The organism is Mesobacillus stamsii (assembly GCF_030814065.1).
GTDB classification, from domain to species: domain Bacteria; phylum Bacillota; class Bacilli; order Bacillales; family Cytobacillaceae; genus Mesobacillus; species Mesobacillus stamsii.
Window position 1 is genome coordinate 1 of sequence record NZ_JAUSUN010000035.1, and the last position, 24,592, is coordinate 24,592.

Annotated in this window: 24 protein-coding genes; 6 read left to right on the plus strand and 18 right to left on the minus strand. The window is 37.2% G+C overall.

The window, feature by feature from the left end; genetic code table 11:
- Positions 1-305: 305 nt before the first annotated feature.
- The 10 genes from J2S25_RS17980 to J2S25_RS18025 all read right to left on the minus strand — a co-directional run bounded on the left by J2S25_RS17980 (position 306) and on the right by J2S25_RS18025 (position 8,435).
- A complete protein-coding gene (locus J2S25_RS17980; RefSeq protein WP_128721454.1) occupies positions 306-638 on the minus strand; it encodes a transposase in 333 nt (110 codons plus the stop codon).
- Positions 639-1,091: 453 nt separating this feature from the next.
- Entirely contained in the window at positions 1,092-1,400 is a 309-nt protein-coding gene (locus J2S25_RS17985) for a hypothetical protein (protein ID WP_052806891.1), read from the minus strand.
- Positions 1,397-1,570 (minus strand): hypothetical protein, encoded by a 174-nt coding sequence (locus J2S25_RS17990; protein WP_307192537.1) that lies wholly within the window; start codon positions 1,568-1,570, stop codon positions 1,397-1,399. The genes J2S25_RS17985 and J2S25_RS17990 overlap by 4 nt, the downstream gene beginning before the upstream one ends.
- A 141-nt stretch (positions 1,571-1,711) precedes the next feature.
- Entirely contained in the window at positions 1,712-2,134 is a 423-nt protein-coding gene (locus tag J2S25_RS17995; RefSeq protein WP_084221666.1) for an alpha-amylase family glycosyl hydrolase, read from the minus strand.
- On the minus strand, positions 2,109-2,456 hold the full coding sequence (locus J2S25_RS18000) for an alpha-amylase family protein (protein ID WP_157841601.1): 348 nt from the start codon (positions 2,454-2,456) through the stop codon (positions 2,109-2,111). The genes J2S25_RS17995 and J2S25_RS18000 overlap by 26 nt, the downstream gene beginning before the upstream one ends.
- An 11-nt stretch (positions 2,457-2,467) precedes the next feature.
- On the minus strand, positions 2,468-3,334 hold the full coding sequence (locus tag J2S25_RS18005) for a carbohydrate ABC transporter permease (protein WP_044390316.1): 867 nt from the start codon (positions 3,332-3,334) through the stop codon (positions 2,468-2,470).
- Between the two features lie 2 nt (positions 3,335-3,336).
- Positions 3,337-4,239: a carbohydrate ABC transporter permease gene (locus J2S25_RS18010; protein ID WP_044390318.1), complete on the minus strand. Its 903-nt coding sequence runs from the start codon at positions 4,237-4,239 to the stop codon at positions 3,337-3,339.
- A gap of 87 nt (positions 4,240-4,326) precedes the next feature.
- Positions 4,327-5,598, minus strand: coding sequence for an extracellular solute-binding protein (locus J2S25_RS18015; RefSeq protein WP_044390319.1), 1,272 nt, complete (start codon positions 5,596-5,598; stop codon positions 4,327-4,329).
- 10 nt (positions 5,599-5,608) lie between these two features.
- Positions 5,609-7,399 (minus strand): glycoside hydrolase family 13 protein, encoded by a 1,791-nt coding sequence (locus J2S25_RS18020; protein WP_307192538.1) that lies wholly within the window; start codon positions 7,397-7,399, stop codon positions 5,609-5,611.
- A gap of 13 nt (positions 7,400-7,412) precedes the next feature.
- A complete protein-coding gene (locus tag J2S25_RS18025; protein WP_307192539.1) occupies positions 7,413-8,435 on the minus strand; it encodes a LacI family DNA-binding transcriptional regulator in 1,023 nt (340 codons plus the stop codon).
- 817 nt (positions 8,436-9,252) lie between these two features.
- On the opposite strand from J2S25_RS18025, the gene J2S25_RS18030 reads away from it, so the two are divergent.
- From J2S25_RS18030 to J2S25_RS18045, 4 genes are all read left to right on the plus strand, one after another.
- A complete protein-coding gene (locus tag J2S25_RS18030; RefSeq protein ID WP_307192540.1) occupies positions 9,253-10,986 on the plus strand; it encodes a sensor histidine kinase in 1,734 nt (577 codons plus the stop codon).
- 3 nt (positions 10,987-10,989) lie between these two features.
- The gene (locus J2S25_RS18035) at positions 10,990-11,721 is read left to right on the plus strand and encodes a LytR/AlgR family response regulator transcription factor (RefSeq protein WP_044390322.1); all 732 of its coding nucleotides are present in this window, start codon (positions 10,990-10,992) and stop codon (positions 11,719-11,721) included.
- A gap of 159 nt (positions 11,722-11,880) precedes the next feature.
- Positions 11,881-13,332, plus strand: coding sequence for a carbon starvation CstA family protein (locus tag J2S25_RS18040; protein WP_044390324.1), 1,452 nt, complete (start codon positions 11,881-11,883; stop codon positions 13,330-13,332).
- A gap of 2 nt (positions 13,333-13,334) precedes the next feature.
- Positions 13,335-13,487, plus strand: coding sequence for a hypothetical protein (locus J2S25_RS18045; RefSeq protein ID WP_198528137.1), 153 nt, complete (start codon positions 13,335-13,337; stop codon positions 13,485-13,487).
- 346 nt (positions 13,488-13,833) lie between these two features.
- Here the strand turns inward: J2S25_RS18045 and J2S25_RS18050 are convergent, their stop codons facing one another.
- The 8 genes from J2S25_RS18050 to J2S25_RS18085 form a co-directional block, all read right to left on the minus strand.
- The gene (locus J2S25_RS18050) at positions 13,834-14,031 is read right to left on the minus strand and encodes a hypothetical protein (RefSeq protein WP_044390326.1); all 198 of its coding nucleotides are present in this window, start codon (positions 14,029-14,031) and stop codon (positions 13,834-13,836) included.
- A 219-nt stretch (positions 14,032-14,250) separates the two neighbouring features.
- Positions 14,251-15,168 carry an N-acetylmuramic acid 6-phosphate etherase gene (murQ, locus tag J2S25_RS18055; RefSeq protein WP_044390328.1) on the minus strand — a complete coding sequence of 306 codons (918 nt, stop codon included), beginning with the start codon at positions 15,166-15,168 and terminating at the stop codon, positions 14,251-14,253.
- 56 nt (positions 15,169-15,224) lie between these two features.
- Positions 15,225-16,226 (minus strand): BadF/BadG/BcrA/BcrD ATPase family protein, encoded by a 1,002-nt coding sequence (locus J2S25_RS18060; protein ID WP_044390329.1) that lies wholly within the window; start codon positions 16,224-16,226, stop codon positions 15,225-15,227.
- An 18-nt stretch (positions 16,227-16,244) separates the two neighbouring features.
- Positions 16,245-17,306, minus strand: coding sequence for a serine hydrolase domain-containing protein (locus J2S25_RS18065; RefSeq protein ID WP_044390331.1), 1,062 nt, complete (start codon positions 17,304-17,306; stop codon positions 16,245-16,247).
- A 27-nt stretch (positions 17,307-17,333) separates the two neighbouring features.
- On the minus strand, positions 17,334-18,167 hold the full coding sequence (locus tag J2S25_RS18070; RefSeq protein ID WP_044390333.1) for a carbohydrate ABC transporter permease: 834 nt from the start codon (positions 18,165-18,167) through the stop codon (positions 17,334-17,336).
- A 12-nt stretch (positions 18,168-18,179) separates the two neighbouring features.
- Entirely contained in the window at positions 18,180-19,073 is an 894-nt protein-coding gene (locus J2S25_RS18075; protein WP_044390336.1) for a carbohydrate ABC transporter permease, read from the minus strand.
- 223 nt (positions 19,074-19,296) lie between these two features.
- A complete protein-coding gene (locus tag J2S25_RS18080; protein WP_044390337.1) occupies positions 19,297-20,652 on the minus strand; it encodes an ABC transporter substrate-binding protein in 1,356 nt (451 codons plus the stop codon).
- A 113-nt stretch (positions 20,653-20,765) separates the two neighbouring features.
- Positions 20,766-21,614, minus strand: coding sequence for a MurR/RpiR family transcriptional regulator (locus J2S25_RS18085; protein WP_044390339.1), 849 nt, complete (start codon positions 21,612-21,614; stop codon positions 20,766-20,768).
- A 790-nt stretch (positions 21,615-22,404) separates the two neighbouring features.
- Here J2S25_RS18085 and J2S25_RS18090 point away from each other — a divergent pair.
- Together J2S25_RS18090 and J2S25_RS18095 are read left to right on the plus strand one after the other, a co-directional pair.
- Positions 22,405-24,114 carry an S-layer homology domain-containing protein gene (locus J2S25_RS18090; RefSeq protein ID WP_052806896.1) on the plus strand — a complete coding sequence of 570 codons (1,710 nt, stop codon included), beginning with the start codon at positions 22,405-22,407 and terminating at the stop codon, positions 24,112-24,114.
- Positions 24,098-24,349, plus strand: coding sequence for a DUF3006 domain-containing protein (locus J2S25_RS18095; RefSeq protein WP_044390341.1), 252 nt, complete (start codon positions 24,098-24,100; stop codon positions 24,347-24,349). The genes J2S25_RS18090 and J2S25_RS18095 overlap by 17 nt, the downstream gene beginning before the upstream one ends.
- The last annotated feature ends 243 nt before the right edge of the window (positions 24,350-24,592 follow it).

The following is a 24,592-nucleotide window of genomic DNA, read 5'->3' on the forward strand; positions in this document are numbered from 1 at the left end:
GAGCATGGTCGTATCCTTGGAGAGGTCACAAAGAAACAGGTCGAAATCTATCAATCCCTGGAAGTACAACCTCCATCGTTATAAATTACGGGAATCCAGGTTTTTAAGGTTCTAAGCTTAATTATAAATTATCAACATACAGTTGTCACCAGTACAGTATCAATTTTAATTAAGGGCTGCTGAATGAAGACAGCCCTTCTTCATGAGACATCTCTTTATCGTCCTATTCTCTTTAATCCTTTGGTTTCATCCGGCCAGAGATGTTGGATTCATTGAGGTCATGGATCATCGCTTCTGGAAATACGTCAGCAAGGAGGAATGGAAAGGGGCTTTGTCATGGAAGGCATGCAGTCCGATGAAAGAATTGCAGATAGGGATTTTCCGTAATGGATTGTCTCTACGTCGCTCAGCCCAAGTCGTTCTTTGATGATCAGCGAACCAAGTACAAGGCGGACCGGGAAGGCATCATTCCCTTGATTGGTATCTCCTAGTGACCGGATATAAGCTTCTTCCACTTCCGCCCATGGGATGAACGAGGCCATGGCAACCAAGCGGTTATCCTGGTTTAGCCGTCCTCCGAATGCTAGGGAAAAATCGTATGCCAAGATCATCTGATGTTCGTTGTGCTGACTGGGCAAGCCCTCAGTTTTTTGCGTTGATCAGTGTTAGGGAATGAAAAAAGGCTTATATACCGCGGATTGAGTCACCTTTGATAAAATATAGTTCAGGAAGATTTAGTCAAAATTAATCGGTATCGGTGACGTAAATGCTCCTGATGTCGCTATACCTTTATCTGATGAAGTACTTGGCAAAATAGGGAAGCAAAACAAAAACTCCTACATCAACCGCCCGTAGGATTTGAGTGTGTAATATCGTTAATCAGCGGTGAAAAAAGCGGTAAATCAAGGTTTAGGATATTGATTACTGTTACATCTTTAACTGTGATTTACCGTTTTTCATTGGATTGCGTTAGAAAAATATTAGCGTTTCCATTATCGATTACCTTTTAACGCGAAGACTCATTAGCATGGTCTTATACCTTTTTATTATGACCTTATTGTTTTGCAAAGCATTACACTCTCTAGGTATTTCTAAAAATTCGGATAGATATCTAATGTTTGACCCCCAGTAACAGTAAAATTATTACCTGTTGACCAAGTAGTATCATTTATTAGGGGTTTAAACTCTACAGTTACACCGCTTGGAATTCTTTCCATTTCATATTCCCAAACATCCGATGAAATATTTCTCATTTTTCTTCCTTTGTCCCACCAAAAAGGATAGCTGTTTCCTCTAATGTACATGTTATTTCCATAACCTACATCATAGTGTACCCTGACTTTTGTAATAGTTGGGGCAAGTGGAGTATAATTATTAACCTGTCCTGGTACTAAAATCATACTTGTTTTCCTTCCACATTAACATCAATTTGCTTTCCAGTAAGTCCTCCTGAAATAACCGTCACAGTTTGACTTGTATCAAGTAAATTTGTTAATACAGTTCCTACCTGAATACTACTTTCGGCTATTAGGAAGATTTTCCGTGAAGAGATATCAAATCCATTATTCAATACCGCTATAACCTCTCCCCCGGTCGAATCGATTCTTCTTGAATAAGAATAGATATAATCATCTGACCACATCTCTCTTTGTGTACCTGACCTTAATGCAGGATAATCTTTTCTAATTTCACTTAGCCTTTGAATATGTTTTTAATTTATATTAGATTCATCAAAAACAGACATAACTTCTCTATTTTCTTTATTTGCTATACCTGTATATTCAGTAGGGATACCACCACCGAATAGTGATTGTTCAGTCCCATAATATACATCAGGTATTCCCCTAACTGTAAATAAAAAAGTCATCGCTAGTCTTAATTTTTTATAATTATCATCAGCTAATGTTAAAAATCTATCTCTGTCATGATTATCAATAAAAGTTACCAAATTATTAGCATTCTGATATTTAAAATCTTGATCTAAAATATTTTTAATATTGACAAAACTTGTGTCATGCGAGAAAACATCTCTTGCAGCAAAGAATAGTGGAAAATCAAGAACTCCCCACTCATAGTTTTGAAAATCACTCACAAAATCAACATTACCGTTAAATACTTCTCCAAAGGTTGGCACCGCCTACTGTATTTTCAAATTCACTAATGAAATTTTTGGGTAATGAACTTGCTGCATCTATTCTAACACCATCAAAACCAATATCATTAACCCATTTAACATATACATCTAGAATTGCAGCTTTCGCATCCGGATTGGATTGATCTATATCATCAAGTCCACCCATATCATTATTCAATAATTGATTATAATCATAATAATCCAGAATATCTCCATTATGATGATACCGATTAGGATTATTAAACGGTGCAGCTGGCGAATAAGAGCTGGGAGAGTAGACAGTAGATGTCCCATCTAAATAATCTGCCGTATGATTAGGCACCGAATTCAATTTTAACCCTTAATAGAACCAGAAGACAAACCAGAGATAAAATATTTTTGTAATACCAAGTAGAATATTATAACTGGCACCATTGACAAAGAGGCCATGGCAAAAACATACCCCCAATCTGTTCGATTATGTGCTTGAAAAAACATAGTTATTGCTACTGGTAAAGTTCTTATTTCATCTGATTTTAAAATGGTTTGTGACCATCCTAGCTCTTCAAATGGGAACAAAAAATTCAAAATGCTGACTGCAGCTATTGCCGGAGATGCCATTGGCACCATGACATATCTATAGACTGTAAATATGCTTCCACCATCCATATAGATTGCTTCATCAAGTTCCCGTGGAATATTATCCTCTATATAACCTCGCAGTAAAAACGTTGTGAATGGGGTTACCCAAGCAGAATAGAATAATATTACCCCCCAAAGGTTATTGACTAGGTTAAATTTAACGGCCATTTCAAATTGAGGTATGATCATGGCAAGACCTGGTATTAACATTACAGAAATGATCATCCCGTATAAAATTCTTTTTCCTGGAAAGATAAATCTTGCAAAAGTATATGCTAACAACGAAGAAATTACCGCAGCTATAAGCACAGTCACAAATGCTACAAATAGCGTATTCATTAAGTAGTTATTAAAGTTTTCATTATTAAGGATATAAGTGAAATTTTGAAACGTTATTTCATCTAAACCCGGAAATAATTTAGGAGGATAAGAAAAAGTCGATTTATTATCTTTCAATGAAGAAATGATCATATATAACATTGGTATTACTGTGATAAACAGCCCTAAGAATAAAAGAGAGTATCGACTTGTTTCTGAAAAGTTAATTTTATACTTTTGTTTTCTTTCCCAACTTTTCATTTTTAATTCTCCTCTCTGGCTAAAGAGATAAAAATGGCTATCGTAATTAAAATGATTGTTGCTGCAATAATCATTGATAGAGCAGCTGAGTAACCCATTTTTCCAGTAGCGTTAAATGTTTGAAAATACATCCAAGTGAGTACTACTTCTGTTTCGTGAGCTGGATTACCACCTGTTAAAACGGCAATTGGTGTATATGTATTGAAAGCACCTATACACAACATTACTAACGCAAATAATATAGTGCCTCTAATACTAGGAAGGGTTATATAAAAAAATTGTTGCCTTCGATTTAATCCGTCGATAGAAGATGCTTCATAATATTCTTTAGGTACAGCTTGTAAGGCTGCCAAAAAAATAATCATGTTCCACCCTATTCCCTTCCATATTCCTAATAGCATCGCTATAAAAAGAGCTGACCATCTTGTACTCAGCCACCCGACAGGCCCGTCAACTATGTGTAAGATATCTGAAAGAAAAAAATTGAGTAAGCCCTGATTACTAAAAATATATTTGAATAATAATGCAACAACCACCCAGGATGTAATTACAGGAAGATAATAGCCAAGTCTAAATGTAACACTAAATCTTTTAGTACCATTAATCAAGACAGCAATCAGCAACCCAAAAACTATTTGCAAAGGTACTGTAACTACAGCATAAACAAGTGTGTTAACCATAGCTTTTCTTGCTATTGGATCAGTTAAAACATTTTTATAATTATCTAAACCAACAAAATCTGAAACTTGTTGATATCCTATTTTCCAGTTAAAAAAACTCATGATCAGCATCTTTGCTATGGGGTAAAATGTAAATATCGATACAAATAATAAACCTGGAATTAGCAGTATATACACTCGCCAGTTTATTTTTCTTATGGTCTTTTTCCCTGCAATACTTATCATCAGTATTCACCACTCAAATTCGAAAGTGCAATTAATTTGATTAGTTTTATCATTTTAATTGCACTTTCAGATTCTATATCCCTCTTTTTAATTGCTTTCTTTTATAAGTTTATCGATTTCAGCTGCAGCTTCATCAAGTGCTTTCTGAACTTCTTTTTTACCTGTAATTGCTTCCGCCACTTTTGTTGCTATAATATTTTCCATTTCACTCCACTTCGGAGTTACTGGCCTTGCCTTAGCTGTCTGCAAAGCTTCCGAAAAAACCGGAAGTAATGGAATTGCTTTTATCGCTTCAGAATCAGTAAGTGCTTCTTTATTCACAGGCATTTGACCTACTTTTGCCATCTCAACCTGTGCGTGTTTTCCTGTCATAAATTTAATGAACTTCCATGCTGCTTTTTTATGGGCATCATCTGAGGTCTTAAACATCATAAAATCCTCACCGCCAAGTACACTGATTGATCCTTTACTTCCTGCAGGTAAAGGAATTGCACCATAATCAACACCAGCTTCAATATTTGATTTTTCTCTCCAAGGTCCATCCAATTGTAAAGCGTATAATCCTGATGCCCATCCATCAGAATCACCTACAGCCCCAGGGTCCATGGAAGGTCCAGCAAGTGCTTTTTCTTTGTATAAATCAGCAAGTTTTTGTATTACTTTAACAGCAACCGGGCTATTAATATACCCGTCTGCAGTACTGTAGTCCGGAGCTAATACATCTCCACCCTCGCTCCAAATATATGGTCCAACATTCCAGATTCCTGTCCAAGGCTCTACCATTCCTATTGTTTTGGAATCGCTTACTTTTTGGGCAGTATCCCATACCTCATCAAGTGTTTTGGGAACTTGAGCAGTTGTTTTTTTTAAGATCGACTTATTGTAAAATAGAATTTTTGTGTTTGTGTTTGCAGCTATTGCATAGTATTTGTCTCCCATTTTAGCTGTGCTGTTTGGTGCTTCTAAAACCTCTGAAGCAACATCAATATAATCACTCAATGCACCCATTTCTTCCAGTACATTTAAACTTTGAAACTGGGGAACAAAAGCGATATCTCCACGTAATACATCAGGAAGCGAGCCAGTTGCTGCACCAGTTACAACATTGTTTTTAAGTGCTTCCCACTCCAAATAGACATGCTTAACTTTTATATCTTTGTTTTCTGTTTCAAATTCATTAATTAACTTATCTAGTATATCAACCTGACCAGATCCTGCATCATAGTTATGCCAAAATTCAATGGTCACCAGTTCATTTGATGACACCTCTTTACTGCTATTACTACTACAACCTGTAAGCACTGATGTTACCAATATTAGTATTATACTGATGAATCCAACTATCTTATATTTGCTCATTTTCCCCCTCCTAATTTAATAGATTTAAATTTAGTATTTCTCTTCCAATACGATTGATTTTTAACTCCGCCTCCTTTCGTACAATGCTGATAATCTCAAAATTGTTAGCTGGCAAATGTACTATAAAGCTCCTTGAAGATTCAAGGTTATTACCCTCATTTATTCTCTCAACATGTATATTCTCTTTAGCTTTTGATAACTCAGAGAACAGTGTATAGTCATTTTCACTATTGTTGATAAAAACTACTACTGATTCATTTTCGTATTGTCTAATGAAGCTATAAACTTCCGTATTTGTATTGATATGTTTAAATGAGCCATATTTTAATGCATCGCTGTTTTTTCTAATATTTATTATTTTTTTATAGAATTCTAGAACGTCACCATTTATTGAATCCCATGCCATTGTTCTTCTACAATCGGGGTCTGTTTCGCCTCTCATACCAATTTCATCTCCATAATAGACAAAAGGCATACCTGGAAATGTCATCTGGAAAATTAACGATAATTTAAACCTGTCTAAATCCCCATTACATGTTGTAAGATATCGTGCTGTATCATGACTATCTAATAAATTATATAAAACGTTATGAGTCATAACTGGATAATCAAAAAGGAAATTTTCTATCCGATCCATAAACGATTTTGTCTGAATTATTCTGTCAGCAAAATATTCAATGATTGCATCTCTAAATCTGTAATTCATTATTGTATCCATTTGATCTCCCTTGATAAGATCCGAGCCATTTTTCCATGTTTCACCAATCAAAAGAATTTCACGCTCTATACTCTTCATTTTTTTTCTAAATTCCTGCCAAAAAGTAAAATCCACCTCATCAGCTACATCAAGTCGCCAGCCATCAATTCCAACTTCCTTTATCCAATACTCTCCTACTCTTAGAAAATGCTCTCGTACCTCTTGGTTTGAATAGTTCAATTTAGGCATCCATTTATAATAACCTACACATTCGTAATTCAGTATATCGGTATTAACTACGTCATCTTCAATATAAAACCAATCCCAGTAAGGTGATTGTTTTCCATTATGTATTACGTCTTGAAACTGAGGTGAACAATACCCGATATGATTAAAAACTCCATCCAAAATTAATTTCATATCATATCTGGTACACACCCTAACTAATTCCTTCAAATCCTCAATATCGCCAAATGATGGATCAACTTTAAAATAATCTATCGTATCATATTTGTGGTTTGATGGAGAATGAAATATTGGAGTTAAATAAATAATCTCAACGCCCAAATCTTTGATATGGCTAAATTTTTCGATAATTCCCCTTAAATCCCCACCAAAAAAATTCTCTCTATTTGGCGATTCGCCCCATTTTTCAACAAGTGCAGGATCATTTTCAACATTTCCATTAAAAAACCTATCTGGAAAAATTTGATACCCAATTGCCCCCTTTGCCCAACTTGGAACAGTAAAAATATCATTCACATTTGTACTTAGGTATTCAAAGTACTTTTTAGGTAGATTTGTAGATATACCATATGGAGAGTAATATAAAATACTATTATTATTTTTTATAATAAAGTAATAACGTATATATTTCGCAGATTCATCAAAGATTAAATTTGTACTGTAAAAACGACAGGTACCATTTAAACTAAAATGTTCAAGTTTGGATTCTCTTTTGTCCTCTTTAAACCGATTCCAATAAACAATGTAAATTGAACTCACAGTATCCTCTTCGCATTTTATTTTTACCTGCAAGGTATTTCGATTTAATGGGTATATATAATCTTTGGTATCATAATGAGTTACATTTACATTCTCCATGTTTCACCTCTGTTTATTGATGTTCTTGCTCAGTTGTTTCTCTTTCTTCAATGTTTGTAGAAATTAATAATTCTTGCTCCCTTTTCCCTGGATTTTCGATTAGTTCAAAAAGTAATTTTGCTGATTGTAGCCCCAGTTCATAAACATCAACGTTGATTGTAGAAATTGTAGGATACATAATTTCTGCAATTTGAGAATTATCAAAACTGATAAGACTAATATCTTCAGGTATGGATAGACCTGATTCTTGTATTGCTCTAATTGCTCCTATACTCATTAAGTTATCAGCACAAATCACTGAATCTGGTAAATCCTTTTCATTCAATAAATCCTTCATCATTCTGAAGCCATCATTCTTTGAATTCCCCCCCTTTATAACCAAGTTAGTTTCATAATTTAATTCATTGTTTTCTAATGCTAATTTATATCCTTCAAACCTTCTTCTATTAAACACTTTTGAATCATCATAGCCAATAAAAGCTATCTTTCTGCGATGATTATCTATAAAATAATTTGCTGCTTGTTCTCCTGCTTTTCGATTATTAATGTCAACCCAGTTAATAGTTTCCCTTAGATTCTCGGGCTCTCCGATCGATACAAAAGGAATGTTATTTTCCTTTAACTTTTTTATAGTCTTTGAATCAATAATGGATGATGGCAAAATGACACCTTCAGTTCTTTTGCCCTTAATCAACCAATCAAGAACATTTTCATTTTTTAGGACGGTGTTTAGATTAGAGACGATTAAACAATACTCTTTTTGATAAACGACTTTCTCTATCCCATGCATTACCTCATAGAAAAAAGAATTATAAAAGGATTTTTCATTTTCAATATCAACAATGAGAGTAATCGTATAAGAATTATTATTAGACAAAGACTGTGCCATCCTATTGGGCGAGTAGTTTAATTCTTTAATCGCCTTGAGAACTTTTTCTCTAGTTGCAGAAGATATAAAGGGGTTATCATTTATCGTTCTTGAAACAGTAGATACAGATACTCCAGCTGCTTTCGCAACATCTTTAATACTAGCCATGGGACCTCCTAATAAATACAAAGCATAAATAATTGATTGAATACGGTTTCATAAATTGATATTACTATCCCGTCTATATATAGTATTCATAACAATATATTCTATGCAACCGGTTTCAATTTAATTAAATTTTACTGCTGAAAAGAATTAAAGTCAATATAATCTTGAAAACTTTAATAATTATTCATCCTTTAGAATATCTTTTATTCAATTTGGAGAAGATCAAAAGTGAGGAACGATAAATAAACCTTTTCTTAATGTCTTTATGTTTATTTTAGTTTTCAAAACTTTGTAATCTTGATTTCCAAATGATGCATCTGCAGTAAAAAGCATCACATTAATGTGATGCTTTTTAGCTCCACTGAGGAGTGATATATTGTAAACCAATCCCTATCCATCTACGCAAGAGAAATCTATCCTACCCAACTTGGATTAAAAGAAGTCTCAATTCAAAAACAAAAGCGACAGCAGAATTTAGAGTAGAGTGCCAATAAAAATAATAAAAACCAGATCAGATAAATCTTAGATTTAAAATACCCATGCTGCCTGAAGCCCGGGACAAAATACACCAGCAAAACTCAGACAACCCGCCCATCAGCAAATATTTCGACCCCCAATGGGACGCAGGAAGAAAACCGTCCCTCTGTTTCTCCTATAGTTATCCATGCAAAAATGCTTTTATAATTTCCTAAACCAGAACATAGCCTACCAAATGCACGGCAGGCTTATTTTTAATAGAAAACTCCGGACAATTTATCTTTGTTTTTCTCATCCATTCATTTAAAATGAATGCAAATACTTCCTGAGGAGTACGGTTATGTTCGAATTACTCATTACGATGCTGGAACGGCTTGGCATCATTGTGACGATTGCTTTCATTTTAACGAGATTCCGCTTTTTTCGAGGACTGATTTACCATGATTCCCTGAACAGGCGACAGCAGTATTTTGCAATTGTATTCTTTGGTTTTTTCGGGATTATTGGCACATATTCCGGCATGAGCTTTTCAACGGATAATCTGCAGTTCAATCCGTGGGCTGCAGACCTGGCATCGGATGAGGCAATCGCCAATTCCCGTGTTATCGGGATCGTAATTGCCGGTATGCTTGGCGGCTACAAGGTCGGAATTGGCGCTGGTCTGATCGCTGGTTTGCATCGTTTGACGCTTGGAGGCTTCACCGCTCTTGCTTGCGGACTCGCGGCAATCGTTGCCGGAATCATCGCCGGGCGTTTTCAAAAGAAAAAAAACAATCTCAATTTGAGGACAGCCTTTCTGGTTGGGGCGATTGCCGAGACAGTACAAATGATGATTATCCTTTTGATTTCCAAGCCTTATGACCAAGCGCAGACACTCGTCGAAATTATCGGTGTTCCAATGATTATCTCAAATGGACTTGGGTCTGCTTTATTTTTAATGGTTATAAAGAATGTTGTTTCCGAAGAGGAAAAGACTGGGGCGATGCTTGCGCAAAAAACACTGCGGATTGCCGACCAGACGCTTGCTTACTTGCGCAAGGGCATCAATCCGGAATCAGCGCGGTCAGTCTGCGAGATTCTGCATAATGAAGTTCAGACTAGTGCGGTTGCAATCACAAACCAGTCAGAAATCCTGGCACATGTCGGCCTTGGTGATGACCATCATTGCTCCACAAGTCCCATCCAGACGCAGATTACGCGAGATGTACTGAAAAGCGGAAAACTGGTCATTGCCAATGATGAAACAATTCATTGTAGGGAACAAAACTGCCCCCTGGGAGCTGCGGTTGTCGCTCCATTGAAACTGCGCGAAGAAACGATTGGCACACTGAAGTTTTATTTTAATTCGGAAAAAGAAATAACGAATGTCGTCATCGAGCTGATATCAGGGCTCAGCAACCTCCTTAGCAACCAGCTTGAAATCGCTGAAGCGGAAAAAGCCTATCAGCTCGCCAAGGAAGCGGAGGTAAAAGCACTTCAGGCACAAATCAGCCCTCATTTCCTTTTCAACACAATGAATGTCATCACCTCACTGATAAGAATTGATCCTGCAAAGGCAAGAACGCTGCTTGTCTCTCTTTCACATTTTCTGCGGCAAAATTTGACTGCGACGACGGTATCGATGACAACACTTGAGCAGGAATTAGCACATGTGAAAGCTTATTTATCCATTGAAGAAGCCCGGTTTGTTGAAAAACTAAAGGTTACCTATGATATCGAGGATGTCGCCTTACCTGTAAATCTCCCGCCGCTGACGCTGCAGCCTATTGTTGAAAACGCCGTTAAACACGGGATAAAGAATATGGATCATGACTGCCAAATTCATATAGCCATTCACAAAGGCAATAGAAGTACGATTGTAACAGTAAGTGATAATGGACAGGGAATGAGCAAGGAACGGATTAATCTGCTTGGCAAGCAAATAATAGATTCAGAAACTGGCAGCGGAATCGCGCTATTTAATGTGAATAGAAGACTGACGATGAACTTCGGGGAAGACGCCTCACTGAGGATTGAAAGTAAACAAGGGGAAGGCACGAGGATTTCTTTTGCGATTCCCCAAGCGGAGGAATGATAAATGGAAAAGATGATACATACTCTAATCGTTGATGATGAATTATACAGCAGGGATGAATTGAAGCATTTATTGCAGTCTTTCCCTTCGATTCAGGTTGTCGGGGAAGCTGAATCAGGTGAAGCTGCAGTCATGAAGGCTCTTCAGCTCCATCCTGATGTCGTCTTCCTTGATGTCGAAATGCCGAAAATGAATGGAATGGAAGCAGCAAAAGCGCTGATGGAATTGAAAAAAGCACCCCTGATCGTGTTCGCAACCGCCTATCCGCAATTTGCTGCAGAAGCTTTTAGATATGAGGCAGTTGATTACTTGCTCAAGCCCTATGATGAGAACCAACTGATGGAGACGGTCCTCAGAATGGAGAAGCATTTCTTGATGCCAGCGGAACAAGAGTCAGGAAAACAAACTGGCAAGCTTGCTGTTGAAGGAGATGGAGAGATTTTTTACCTTGACCCTAAGGATATTCTGTATATATCGAAAGAAGAAAAACATTCAAAAATCGTCACTAATACACGTGTTTACGAAACAAAAATTCCTTTAAAGGAGCTTGAAACCAGACTGACGGCATACTCTTTTTTCCGCATTCATAAAAGTTATATCGTGAACCTCGATTATGTTATCCGCCTTACTCCTTGGTTCAATGGAGCGTATCAACTGGAACTCGAAGGCCAGGATGAACTTTTGTCTGTCAGTCGGAACTATATTAAAGCACTTAGGACCCAGCTGGAATTATAAACTTCTATCAAGCATCTTAATGGATGCTTTTTGCATTTTAATCGACATTTTTTGCACGTCAGGCGCATTTTCCTACATCTTGTTCACAAATCAGCCATAATTTCTCCTTCTCTATTATACTTGTGAAAACGCATACAATTTTCTTTAAGGAGGTTTCCTATGTATACCTTTCTAGCTGGTATCGCACTTTTAATTGTTGGTTATTTTACGTATGGCAAATTTGTAGAAAAGGTATTTGGCGTGAACGAAGGTCGTAACACTCCTGCTTATACACACAAGGATGACGTTGACTATGTGCCAATGTCCACAGCAAAAAACTCCTTGATCCAGCTCCTGAATATCGCTGGTGTTGGTCCAATTTTCGGGCCAATCATGGGGGCTCTTTACGGGCCAGTTGCCTTCATTTGGATCGTTCTTGGCGCGATTTTCGCTGGTGCTGTCCATGATTACCTTACAGGTATGATATCCATCCGTAACCGGGGCGCACACCTTCCTGAACTTGCAGGAAAATTCCTTGGGAAAATCATGAAGCATATCGTTAATGCCTTCGCGATTCTTCTTTTACTATTGGTTGGAACCGTTTTCGTTACTGCTCCTGCTGATTTGCTTTACACCTTGTTGGATGGAAAAGCAACAATGGGAATCATCATCGCAGCAATTTTTATTTACTATATTTTAGCGACACTGCTTCCTATTGATAAAATCATTGGTCGCTTCTACCCAATTTTCGGCGCATTGCTGTTAATCAGTGCAGTCGGAGTAGGCGCAATGCTTGTCATCACTGGAGCACCGATTCCTGAATTATCATTGACAAACTTCCACCCTGATAATGCAACGATCTTCCCGCTCCTGTTCTTAACCATTTCCTGCGGGGCGCTGTCCGGTTTCCATGCTACACAAACGCCGATCATTTCTCGTACAACGCAAAATGAAAACCAAGGCCGTAAAATTTTCTACGGCATGATGATTGCTGAAGGGATCATCGCAATGATCTGGGCAGCTGCTGCAATGAGCTTGTTCGACGGCTACAATGGCTTGAACGACATCCTCGCTAACGGCGGACCCGCTGCAATCGTAAGTGAAGCTTCAACAGCGATGCTTGGTGCAATCGGCGGAACGCTTGCTGTTCTTGGTGTCATTATACTTCCGATCACATCTGGTGACACTGCTTTCCGCAGCGCGCGTATGATCATTGCTGACTACTTCAATTTTTCACAGAAGAAAATTACAAGCCGTCTTTGGATTGCTGTTCCGTTATTCGTTATCTCTTTCGCTTTGACAAAAGTAGATTTCACAATCCTTTGGAGATACTTCTCCTGGGCTAACCAATCAACAGCGGTTATCGCGCTTTGGGTAGGTGCAATGTACCTGTACATTGCCAAGAAGAATTACTGGATTGCCGTGATTCCTGGCATGTTCATGACAGCAGCTACGACTTCTTATATTTTAAATGCCCAAATTGGCTTCAGCCAGTCTTTGACAGTTTCCAATATCGGAGCATTAATCGTAACAGCTGCCATCACGGTTATTTTCTTTAACGCTGCTAAAAAAGCACGAGCTAATAACATCCCGCTAGATGAAGATATCTCCAACTATAGCGGGGTGGCGTAACGATGAGCGGGTGCTGCAGTCCGGAATATCGCAAAACGGTCAATGAAAAAGAAACTCAGGTTAATAACAAAGGGAAAGAACAGCTTCCTCTTATCGCAAAAATCATCATTGTTCTCATTACTGCAGGAGGGCTGTTCGCAGCCTTTCTTGTATAATAGAAGAAAAGCAAAATGGTCACCCCGAACAAGCGCTGCTCGCTTATGACTCCACGTCCGTGGCTGGCAGTCTAGCGTGTCCTGTGCCTCGGAGGGCCGAGAAGTCGACCTTTGACTTCATAGAGCGGACCGAAATCGAAAAGTATAGCCAAACGGAGAAACTGGAGACTCCACCACAGAAGCGCTTTTTGCTTCTGCCGGCGGAGTGGAAGTTTCGGAGGTTTCTAGGGGGGCGCAACTCGAGAGAATAGGCGCTGGAGCTGACAGTTCCCGAACTGAATGTTATATTTTCTGATTCTTTAAAAAATGCACCTAAAAGTCCGCTTGTAAATTTAAAAGTGGACTTTTAGGTGCGAATTTTATTAAAGAGGAAGAACCCCTGTATTAGCCCCATGGCTTTTGAATATGCATGAAATAAACCGACAAAGAAAATCAACAACACCCAGACAACCCCACCACCGACAAAACCATTGACAAAAAGCGATCTTGGAACCGTGCCCATGTCTCGTCTTGTATTGAAGCAGCCTTGAAGGGGAAATTTCATTTTGGAAAAAACCACCCTACTTTTGGTTTAAAAATGAGGGGGAAAACTCCACATGTAAAGAAATAACATCGTAATATGGGATTTTCAAAAACTTCATTTTAAATAGAAAAGGACTTTTTCAGCAGCTTCGATCCGTCCCTGTGTCTCATCTGTCTCCACGTAACACGAAATGAGTAAGAGGTACATTTCGATCCTTCCTACGAAACTGCTGTTTTTATTTTATCTCTCCATTTTCTTGTTAAATAAATAACTAATTGTTTTCCTTACATTACCTTTACATTCTTCAAGAGCTACTAAAGCTTCTTGATAAGTGGAATTGGTTTGACACATTACTATTGCTGGTTTTACTTCGAAATTCGTCTGATTCAATATTTCTTCTGCTTTTTCATAAGATTCGTTCGTAATTTCCATGACAATGATTTTAGCTCTTTCTCTTAGCTTATAATTACTTGCATTCACGTCTACCATCAAATTTTGGTATACTTTACCCAATTTCACCATTACTGTTGTACTAATCATGTTTAAAATCATCTTATGGGCTGTAGCTGCTTTCATCCTTGTTGAACCAGTTAATACTTCTGGTCCCACAACCACTTCAATGCCTTGGTCTGTATAATCATTAATTAGTGAATTTTTATTACTCGAAAGTCCAACTGTATACGCACCATTTGTTTTTGCGTATTTAATCCCACCGATTGGGTAAGGTGTTCTACCACTTGCAGTAATGCCGATTACTACGTCATTTTTTGTTAGGTTCTTAAGTTTTAAATCTAATTCCCCCTGCTGTTCATTATCCTCTGCATTTTCAACTGCCCGGAAAAATGCATTATTGCCTCCTGACATAACAGTTTGCACTGTTTCTGGGTCTGTCAAAAATGTAGGCGGGCATTCTGAAGCGTCCATCATTCCAATTCTACCGCTCGTCCCAGCACCAATATAAAACAACCTTCCACCTTTATTTAAAGATTCCACAATTTTCTCTACAACCACATTTACAGTTGGAAGGACCATTTCAACCGCATCCGCAACAGTTTTATCTTCCTTGTTTATTGTTTGTAAAATTTCCATAGTAGCCATTTGATCCAGATTCGTACTAGCTTGATTTCTTTTCTCTGTAGTAAGATTTGATAGCTCCATACATTTTTCTCCTTTGCCAAGAATGAGTTTAAAGTTCATCTTCAGAGCCTGAATACCTATTCTAGAAAGTTCGTTTCATCCCAAGAAAGTCTTATATTCTTTTTGATTTTCTCGTCGATTATTATTCCAGATTCTCTTATTCCTAATAAATAGGCACCAATTACCGCGGGTATTTCAGGTTGAACTATTTTGAAATTTTGATGAATAGATTTTAATTTTCCCAAGAACAAATTTTTAAAAAGTGAATCTGAAAAAAGGCCTCCATGTAAAACAAGAACGTCTTCCTTGCTTTCAAACTGTTTTTGGCTAGCAGCCTCCACCATTTTAATAAGCTCATTAACAGCATTCTCCAAGATCTCTAATGCAACAGGGTCTTCATTTTTAGCAGCACTAAAAACAATTTTAGATAGTTTCGCTATATTGGGCACTATATTTTCACCAGAATATATCCTGACAAGCTCCGGAACGTGCTGTAATTGGAAGTGGTTTAAAATGAGGGTCGTTAATTCTGTCTTTGGCCCTCTATCATCATAAGATTTCATAACTGCTTTTAGTGCTCTCTGTCCTATGTAAAACCCACTTCCTTCATCTCCGAGAAGAAAGCCCCATCCACCAACTCTAGTACTTTTTCCAGTTGTAGTTGAAATTCCATAAACAATTGAGCCAGTACCAGCAATTAATATAAGTCCTGACTCCCCCCACGTTCCTGATGCCAGAGCAGCCTGTGCATCGTTTTTAATTTTGATTTTCTGTTCATAAACCGTATTTTTAAAAAGATTTTTAATGATCCATTTATCGTTATCTCTGTCAGCACCAGCTAAACAAAGATAAATGCTTTCAATTTGTTCCAAAATTGAACCAGAGTCTACTATTACTCTTTCCATTATATCTGTTAAGGTTTTGTATACCTTTTGATGTGAAATCGTGTGGATATTGCTAGCAACACCAATTGCCTTTGATAAAATGTGCCCTTGTTCGTCACCAATAACACAGATTGTTTTCGTGCCCCCACCGTCAACTGCAATCCATCTTTTTGTTGTTGCATTCTTTAATTGCATAACCATTCCCTCATTTTTTTAGTATGCATCCGACATTTCAATCGCTACTAAGTTGTGAATAATTCTTCTCATTCTACTAATATTTCTTTCACGGCCAAAATGAACACGATTTGTAAGAAGAATAGTAGAAAAATTGTTTTTCTTAGAAAACCAAATTGATGTTCCAGTAAAACCAGTATGACCAAATCCATCCTGCAAAAATTGACCTGAAAATGATGGTGAATCATACAACTCCCACCCCAAACCTCTGTTGAGATTCAACTGCTTTGTATAAGTGTTAGTACTCAAAGCAATGGATTGTGGTGAAATGATTCTCTTCTGATTCATAACTCCACCATTTAAAATCATCCTTGAAAATATAGCGAGATCCTCTAGAGTGGAAAATAACCCGGCATGACCACTTACTCCTCCAAAGTGCAGCGTATTTTCATCGTGCACTTCTCCCCAGCGATAGTCATTTAAAGATTCAATTAACTCCGTTGCCGCAGTCCGATGTTTTTGATTTGAAGGTGGATTAAAATATGTATTTTTCATTCCTAACGGGTCAAAAATAAACTTTTTTGTATACGCAGCTAGTGACATGCCTACTATTTTTTCAATAATTTTTCCAAGTAAAATAAAGTTCAAATCGCTATAAATTACTTCCTCTCCCGGCCTTTTCTTTTCCTGTATTTGTGCAATAGTATCAATAGTGTCATGATCGCTAATGTTATTAAGATAAAATTTAATTTCTGGTTGGAAACCACTACTATGTGCTAATAAATGTTTAAGAGTAATATCTTGATGATTTTTTTTAAACTGTGGGAGATAGTATGCAATGGGATCATCTAACTCTAGTTCTCCCTCATCTAATAATTGTAGGATGGAAGGCAGTACAGCTATAACCTTGGTTAAAGAGGCTAAATCAAAAATAGTCTCATCCGCCATCTTTATTTTTTCAGTGTAATGAGCATACCCAAAAGCTTGTTTATACAATGTTTTTTCTGCAGTTGTTACACCTATAACCACACCAGGTACATGTTCTTCCATCACCATTTTTTCAATAAATTGTGTAACCTTTTCAAAGTTTGCTAGTACCATGATTTTCTTTCCCCCTTTCACAACGCTTTATTTAATAGCTCCTTCTGTCATGCCCTTAACAATATGGCGCTGGAATACAGAGTAAAAGATTATTACCGGAATGACTGCTATACATAGACCTGCAAATAGCACTCCCCAAGCGCTTTCATATTTTGCATTAGTCTTTAATAAGTCCATGGCAACCCCCAATGTATTTTTGCTTTCTTGTTGCAACAGGATTAAAGCTAAAAAATATTCATTCCAAAAGGAAATTGCGTTTAAGATAGTCGCTGTAATAATTCCTGACTTTACTAATGGGGTGACAATTTTAAAGAGAATACCGTAAGGGCCCATTCCATCGATCGTAGCTGCTTCTTCTAATTCCTTTGGCACATTTCCCATGAAACTAATTAATATAAATATGGTAAATGGAATATGTGAAACTGCATAAATTAGTGATAGAGCCCATAAATTATCTAACAGGTTTAGTTTTAATAATAAGAAGAATAATGGAATCCATCCTAGTACAGATGGAATCATCATGGAAGAGAGGTATGTGTTTAATATGATTTCATTTCCTTTAAAACGCATTCTTTCTAGTGCATAAGCCGTAGGAATTGAAAAGACTAAGCAAAGCAATGATCCTAGGGCTGTAACAAACATACTATTCACAAAAGCAGTTCCGATATTATAATCTGTCCAAGCGGTAAGGAAATTTTGGAAATTGAATTTTTCAGGTAATGCCCATGGTGAAGCAAAAATTTCAGCATTTGTTTTAAATGCACCAATAAACATCCAGAGAAGAGGGAAAATAACGATAAAAGACCAAATCAATAAGGGAATTCTTACTGCTAATCCTGATAGTGTTCTAATAATATTCATTGCATCCCCTCCCTAATACTCTACTTTTTCTTTTTTCAGAAGAAATTGTAAAACTATAACAGTGAGTAAAGATGCAACAAGTATTAACACTCCAATTGCTGCACCATAACCGAACTTGAAATCTTCGAAAGCTTTCTGATATAAATAAGAACCTAATACTTCTGTTGCAATCCCTGGTCCACCAGCAGTCATTACTTGAACGAGGACAAAAGAGCCGTTTAAAGATGTAATGACAATATAGATAATAGAGGTTTTGATTTGTGGCCAGATCAACGGAACTGTAATTCTCCAAAACTGCTGCCATTCGCTTGCTCCATCAATCTCGGCTGCCTCATATAAGTTCTTTGGAATGTCAGTGATTCCACCCATCAATAACAACATGAATAATCCTATACCTGCCCAAATCGCAGGAACTGCGATACTTGGCAAGGCCCAAGTCATGTCTCCTAACCATGGCCTTGTCCATTCCTCTAAACCCATTGTTCGTAGAATTCCATTCACGATTCCTATATTAGGGTCATAAATGAATTGCCATAGTATGCCGATAACAACCACCGACATTATGTTTGGGAAAAAGAAAACGATCCGGTAAAACGGAGCTTCTTTTAAGCGAAGTTGTGTGAGAGCAACCGCAAAAAAGAGAGCCAAAATCATAATTCCAAATACTTTTACAAATACGAAAATATAATCATTAACTATTGCTTTAGGAATAACAGAATCGCTTAAAAGCTTTTGATAGTTTCCAAGGCCAATGAATTCTTTGACTGAACTGGTACCTGACCAATCAAAGAATGAATAATATAGACCACCAATCATAGGATAGACTGTAAAAATACAGAATACTATAAAAGTAGGGAGTAAACAAAACGTCAAAAAGACATATTTTTGTTTTTTTGACAGAACCACACCCATCACTCCTTTCTTTAACTTGTTAATTCCATAATATGAGAACTAAATATAAAAACGAACAATTAATTGAATTACTCATTTATGTACTTAAGTCCACAGTTTGAAATTTGTTTACTTAGGATGAAGTAAAAAATCCCCATTATAAAATTGATTATCCTGTTAATAAAAACGAAGAGAGATTGAATTTTTCACGATCTCTCTTTATTTTTATCATAAAGTTTTAGTTGCCTCTCAATTCTTTTGCTTTCTTTGTCATGTTTTCTACAAATTCTTCTGCACTAATCCGTCCCATTAGTATGTCAACAATCTGCAGCTTGATTTCAGCAGTGATCTCAACAGCAATATCTTGCTCATCACCTTCTGGAGTATTTCTTTGATGAATTTCAATCTGACCAGGATTATTGATCATATCATTAATTCCTTTTAAGAACTCAGGAACATTATTATTTGCTGACAGGTCTACATTCTTTAAATTCATGATTGCCCCAGTTGTCTCAGCAAATTTTTGCGCATATTTTTCAGTAAAAATGAATTCAAGGAATGCTTTTGCCGCTTCTGGATTGTCTGCTTCTTTCGCAATCGCAACTGTACGAATATCTGGGACAAGCGCCATTGCATCTCCCGTATCATTCATGGGTGTAGGAACAAACCCAAATTTAAAATCTTTAGGAGTATCTTTTTCCATTTCATTTGGAAGCCAGAAACCAACTGGAATGTATGCATTCTTATGAAGTAAGAAGTTCATTTGAGATTGGGTATGGTTATAAGCTGCAAAACCTGAATCCACCAAATCTGCATCAACGATTGCTTGTACTTTTTTCATAACCTTTAAAACTTCTTCACTTTCCCACGCTTCAATAACTCCATTTGACAAGTCATTTAATAACTCCTCACCACCAGCAGCAGCAAATGCTGGATATAATACTCCACGTTGGAAGTACTGTGCATATTGACCAGTAGTATTAAATGGTGAAATATCAGCATCCTTTTTAATCTGTTTCATTGATTCCATCCAACTGTCAAAATCAGTTGGTGCTTCCCATCCTTGTTTTTCAAACCATGTGCTGTCATACCATACACCCCAAGTATCAAAAACAAGAGGTAAACTATATATTTTTCCACCGTCCAATTCTTCCGCTGGTGAAATAAAGCTCTGTAACAACGGAGTTCCATCTTCCATCTTAATGTTTTTGGCCCATTCACTGATATCCATTAGCTGTCCATCAGCAATCATTTGAGTTTCATTTGCACCATTGCCATCGATGTAAACAACATCAGGTGGATCATTGGAAATCCAACGTGTGTTCATTTCCGTATTAATGTCTGGGCCTGCATGTTCAATTACATTTACATCAGGATAGGTACCTTTAAAGTCCTCGATGGCTTTTTTCCAAAACTCATCTCCATAGCCTCCAACGAAATATTGAACTTCCAGATCACCTGAAACACCATCGCTTGAACCTTGTTTAGGCTCTCCATTTTTGGGTTCTTCTGATGTAGTTTCATTTGAACAGCCAACCAAAGCAAACAACAGAATTGAAGCAATCATAATCAACCAACTTCTTTTGAAAAACATACTCCTTAACACCTCTTTTTTTGTATTTGTTTAAACCTTTAATCACTACAAGATTAGGAAAAGGAAAGTGATTAACGGTTACTACCAATGAAAAGTAGATACTACAAAGAAAATCATTTGGAAAACTTTGAGATAACTTCTCTCGTTTTATCCAAGTATTTTACTGCTTCATCAAAATATAAAGAGGCTAATCCAGTGAATAAAATATCAATGATAGTGAGTTGTGAGATTCTAGAGGCAGTTGCAGCACTTCGAATAAAGTTTTCAGTTGACGATACAAATAGATTGTGGTCAGCAAGTTTTTGGAGTGTGTTATTAGAGTATTCTGTTAGAGAAATAACTTTAATGTTATTTTTTTTAGCAATGTTTACAGCATTAATTATTTCTTTCGTTTCTCCTGAATACGAGATAGCAAAGAGAACATCCTCATCATTTAAATTTATTACGGAAACTAATTGTGAATGACTATCAATTAATGCCTCACACCATTTATTAATACGTTTTAATTTTTGTTCGAAATCAAGTGCAACAATCCCAGATGCACCAACACCAATGATAGCGATTCTTCTGGCTGTATGGAGCCCTTGAATCACCTTTTTCATAACTTCCTCATCATTAACTGAAAGTGTATTTTTGATGGAATATATATTATTGGAAGCGATTTGTGAAATTGTTTCTGAGAGACTTGAATCTGGTGATATATCTTGATATTTATGCTCAATTGGATTTTTTTGTGGAAGAGCAGCAGCGATATTTAACTTTAATTCACTATACCCCTTAAAATGAAGCGATCGGCACATTCGAATTATTGTCGCTTCACTTGTATTCGTTTTCTTTGATAACACGGCAATAGGCATTTGCAATATCTCTTTTGGGTTATCAAGAATATATTCAGAAACTTTTCTTTCAGATGGTTTTAATATAGATATGCCTTGTCTAATTCGTTCCAACCCATTTTCCATTTTTATCTCCCATCTTTAGTGTAGTAAAACTCCACAAATTACTTTAAAAATATAAAGTTTAATTACATTTTAATAAAATGTTAATATTGCGTCAATATATTTTTCTGCAATTTCAGAAATTTTAAAATTTACTGTGGATTCTGTCTCGCCAATTCTTAAGCTGAATCAAAAGGCACGATAAGCAGTTAAAACCGCTTATCGTGCCTTTTTTAGCGCAAAACTTTCGATTTCCCTCTAATAGAACCATTGCTGTGTCCGGATTTCCGTTTCCAACTTAAGGTGGGGATGGGAAGAATGAGTTCAACCCTGCCTAACTACCCTTTCATCCATCTATGCAAGAGAAATCAATCCCAGCCAAATTGGCTTATACCCACCATAACGAAAACAAAAGTTACAACACAAAGGATCTAGAATAAAATTCCATCCATTAACAAAAAACAGGTCAGAACACACAACCCTTTTCGACCTGGCTTTTGTTATGCATTTGAAAAAACACATGTTGATTTAAAATTCAGGACAAATAAAACCAGCAATACCCGGGCAACCTCACCATCAGCAAACTATTTCAACTTCCGAAAGGACACAAGAACAGTCCCCATGTCCCAAACTTTAGATTTAAAATACCCGCGCTGCTTCTTGCCCAGGAAAAATAACCCCAACAAATCTCAGACAACCTATCCACCAGCAAATATTTCCACTCTCGAACGAGACGCAAAAACTGTCCCTTTGTCCCATTTAATCTACTATTACCCCTGTGTTAACCTAGTAATAGTAGAAAGGAGTGGAGAGATTGAAAAAATTATTATTGATAATTTGTTCTGTGTTTTTGTTCAGCTTCTTTACCCCGAATGTACATGCTAGTACGGAGTTTACGGATGTACATTCAAGCTACAATTTCTATGACGAGGTCATGTATCTGTATGATCGCGGGATTATTAGCGGTTACGGCAATGGTGAGTTTAAGCCAAATGCTGTTGTAACGAGAGATGCTGCCGCGGCTATGATTGGCAGAGCGCTAAAGTTAGATGGCACGAAAAGGAACACAACTTTTTCTGATGTGGATGCAAGCAATTATGCATCCGGATATATAGATTCGGCGGTTAAGCAGGGAATAGTCAGTGGATATGCTGATGGCACATATAGGCCAAAGGAGCCAGTTACACGCGGGCAAATGGCTATTTTCCTAGCCAGAGCGTTTAAGTTAAGTAATGAAGCAACTGTTTATTTTTCAGATGTAAGCCCGAGTATGACGGCTTACTCCTCGATTAAAAAGATTCTCGCCTTTGACATAACGACAGGGTATGCAGACAATACTTTCAGACCAAATAAACAGCTGTCGCGCGGAGACTTTTCTGCTTTCTTGGCTAGGGCTTTAAATGATAGTTTTAAAGTAAAGCCATCTACCTCAAACGGTAAATTAGCTGTTCACTTCCTGGATGTTGGACAAGGAGACAGCAGTTTATTAATTACTCCAAATGGGAAAACGATTTTAATCGATGGAGGTAACAATACAGCTGGTGAAAAAGTTGTTTCCTACCTTAAAGCAGCTGGCGTAACATCCATTGATTATCTGGTGGCGACACACCCTGATGCGGACCATATTGGAGGTTTAATTCCGGTGTTAAATCAAATGACTGTTAAAAATGTGATTGATAGTGGGCAATCCCATACGTCTCAAACTTACATGGAATACTTAACATTGATTGACCAGAAAAATATCCCTTTCCATATTGCAAAAACAGGAGAATACTTAAATGTAGATTCCGCAATGAAGGTTCAAGTATTGAATAGCGGTGAAGGTGCTGCGGATAATAATGAGGCATCTGTTGTATTGAAAGTTACTCACGGTTCAAAATCATTCTTATTTACCGGAGATGCAGGAATCCAAACGGAAGCTGACATGGTTTCCAGCTTTGATGTGAATGCAGATGTGCTTAAGGTTTCCCATCATGGATCTGAAACGGGATCTTCCCAAGTGTTCTTAAACGAGGTCACACCAGCATGGGCAGTATTGTCTTTTGGAGAAGGAAATAGTTACGGACACCCCGATAGCGTTGTTGTAAATCGACTAACAGCTATGGGTGCGACAGTAGTACCAACAACCAATGGAGATATTGCTTTTGAATCAGATGGTTCATCCATACAACTTGTTCAAGGTGTTCCAGGAACTGAACCTCAGCCAAATCCCAATACTGGAAAAATCGATATCACGAATCTAGATTTAAGCCAAGAAATCGTTACATTGAAAAATATCGATACAAAAGATATTCCAATGGATGGCTGGACATTAATCAGTGTTGATGGAAACCAGCAATACGACTTTCCAAGTGATTTTGTCTTGAAAAAAGGTGCCTCGGTTACTGTGACAACTGGAAGAAGCGCTTATGAAAGTAGGCCGACTCATCTTCTTTGGACTACAGCTTATATCTGGGATAATAACGGGGACGCCGCAAGACTAATTGACCCGCAGGGGACGATAATTGATGAACTTGCCAGGTAAGTACACACTTGACCGATTCGAAAAAGAAATGGCTGTATTGTTGTTTAGAGAGGATGAAACTACAGAGGTTTTAATTGGAAAAGAATCTTTGCCCTCAAGTGCTGAAGAAGGCGATATCTTATTTGTTGAATTTAATGAGGATGACAGTGTACAGGAAGTAAAATTGTTAGAAGATGAGACTGAAGCTGCCAGGCAGAAGGTGGAAGATCTGCTGAATAAACTTAAGAAGAAGTAAAAATAGTCCCTCTACAAAAGAGGGGCTATTTTTACAATTAAGGGACACGAGTTAAATATAATTGTTATTATGCTCTTTAAATCTAAATATCGCCAGTCTTTCTATTCCATCATTTTCCCCATTTGAATACCTTTGGTTCCTTCAAGGAATCAAAAAAACTCCAGAAATAGAGAGGAAGTCCAAGATTGAATTGTCATAGATCGTCCTCACGCCATGGTGCGACTCCATTCTTCTGAGGCAATC

What these genes read in the sequence shown, in the direction of transcription:
- J2S25_RS18005 (WP_044390316.1), bottom strand. Translation starts at nt 3,334, where the DNA reads ATGAAAAGTTGGGAAAGAAAACAAAAGTATAAAATTAACTTTTCAGAA.
- J2S25_RS18070 (WP_044390333.1), bottom strand. Translation starts at nt 18,167, where the DNA reads ATGAATATTATTAGAACACTATCAGGATTAGCAGTAAGAATTCCCTTA.
- J2S25_RS18065 (WP_044390331.1), bottom strand. Translation starts at nt 17,306, where the DNA reads ATGGTACTAGCAAACTTTGAAAAGGTTACACAATTTATTGAAAAAATG.
- J2S25_RS18095 (WP_044390341.1), top strand. Translation starts at nt 24,098, where the DNA reads ATGAACTTGCCAGGTAAGTACACACTTGACCGATTCGAAAAAGAAATG.
- J2S25_RS18030 (WP_307192540.1), top strand. Translation starts at nt 9,253, where the DNA reads ATGTTCGAATTACTCATTACGATGCTGGAACGGCTTGGCATCATTGTG.
- J2S25_RS18080 (WP_044390337.1), bottom strand. Translation starts at nt 20,652, where the DNA reads ATGTTTTTCAAAAGAAGTTGGTTGATTATGATTGCTTCAATTCTGTTG.
- J2S25_RS18035 (WP_044390322.1), top strand. Translation starts at nt 10,990, where the DNA reads ATGGAAAAGATGATACATACTCTAATCGTTGATGATGAATTATACAGC.
- J2S25_RS18060 (WP_044390329.1), bottom strand. Translation starts at nt 16,226, where the DNA reads ATGCAATTAAAGAATGCAACAACAAAAAGATGGATTGCAGTTGACGGT.
- J2S25_RS17985 (WP_052806891.1), bottom strand. Translation starts at nt 1,400, where the DNA reads ATGATTTTAGTACCAGGACAGGTTAATAATTATACTCCACTTGCCCCA.
- J2S25_RS18040 (WP_044390324.1), top strand. Translation starts at nt 11,881, where the DNA reads ATGTATACCTTTCTAGCTGGTATCGCACTTTTAATTGTTGGTTATTTT.
- J2S25_RS18085 (WP_044390339.1), bottom strand. Translation starts at nt 21,614, where the DNA reads ATGGAAAATGGGTTGGAACGAATTAGACAAGGCATATCTATATTAAAA.
- J2S25_RS18045 (WP_198528137.1), top strand. Translation starts at nt 13,335, where the DNA reads ATGAGCGGGTGCTGCAGTCCGGAATATCGCAAAACGGTCAATGAAAAA.
- J2S25_RS18010 (WP_044390318.1), bottom strand. Translation starts at nt 4,239, where the DNA reads ATGATAAGTATTGCAGGGAAAAAGACCATAAGAAAAATAAACTGGCGA.
- J2S25_RS18015 (WP_044390319.1), bottom strand. Translation starts at nt 5,598, where the DNA reads ATGAGCAAATATAAGATAGTTGGATTCATCAGTATAATACTAATATTG.
- J2S25_RS18025 (WP_307192539.1), bottom strand. Translation starts at nt 8,435, where the DNA reads ATGGCTAGTATTAAAGATGTTGCGAAAGCAGCTGGAGTATCTGTATCT.
- J2S25_RS18050 (WP_044390326.1), bottom strand. Translation starts at nt 14,031, where the DNA reads ATGAAATTTCCCCTTCAAGGCTGCTTCAATACAAGACGAGACATGGGC.
- murQ (WP_044390328.1), bottom strand. Translation starts at nt 15,168, where the DNA reads ATGGAGCTATCAAATCTTACTACAGAGAAAAGAAATCAAGCTAGTACG.
- J2S25_RS18020 (WP_307192538.1), bottom strand. Translation starts at nt 7,399, where the DNA reads ATGGAGAATGTAAATGTAACTCATTATGATACCAAAGATTATATATAC.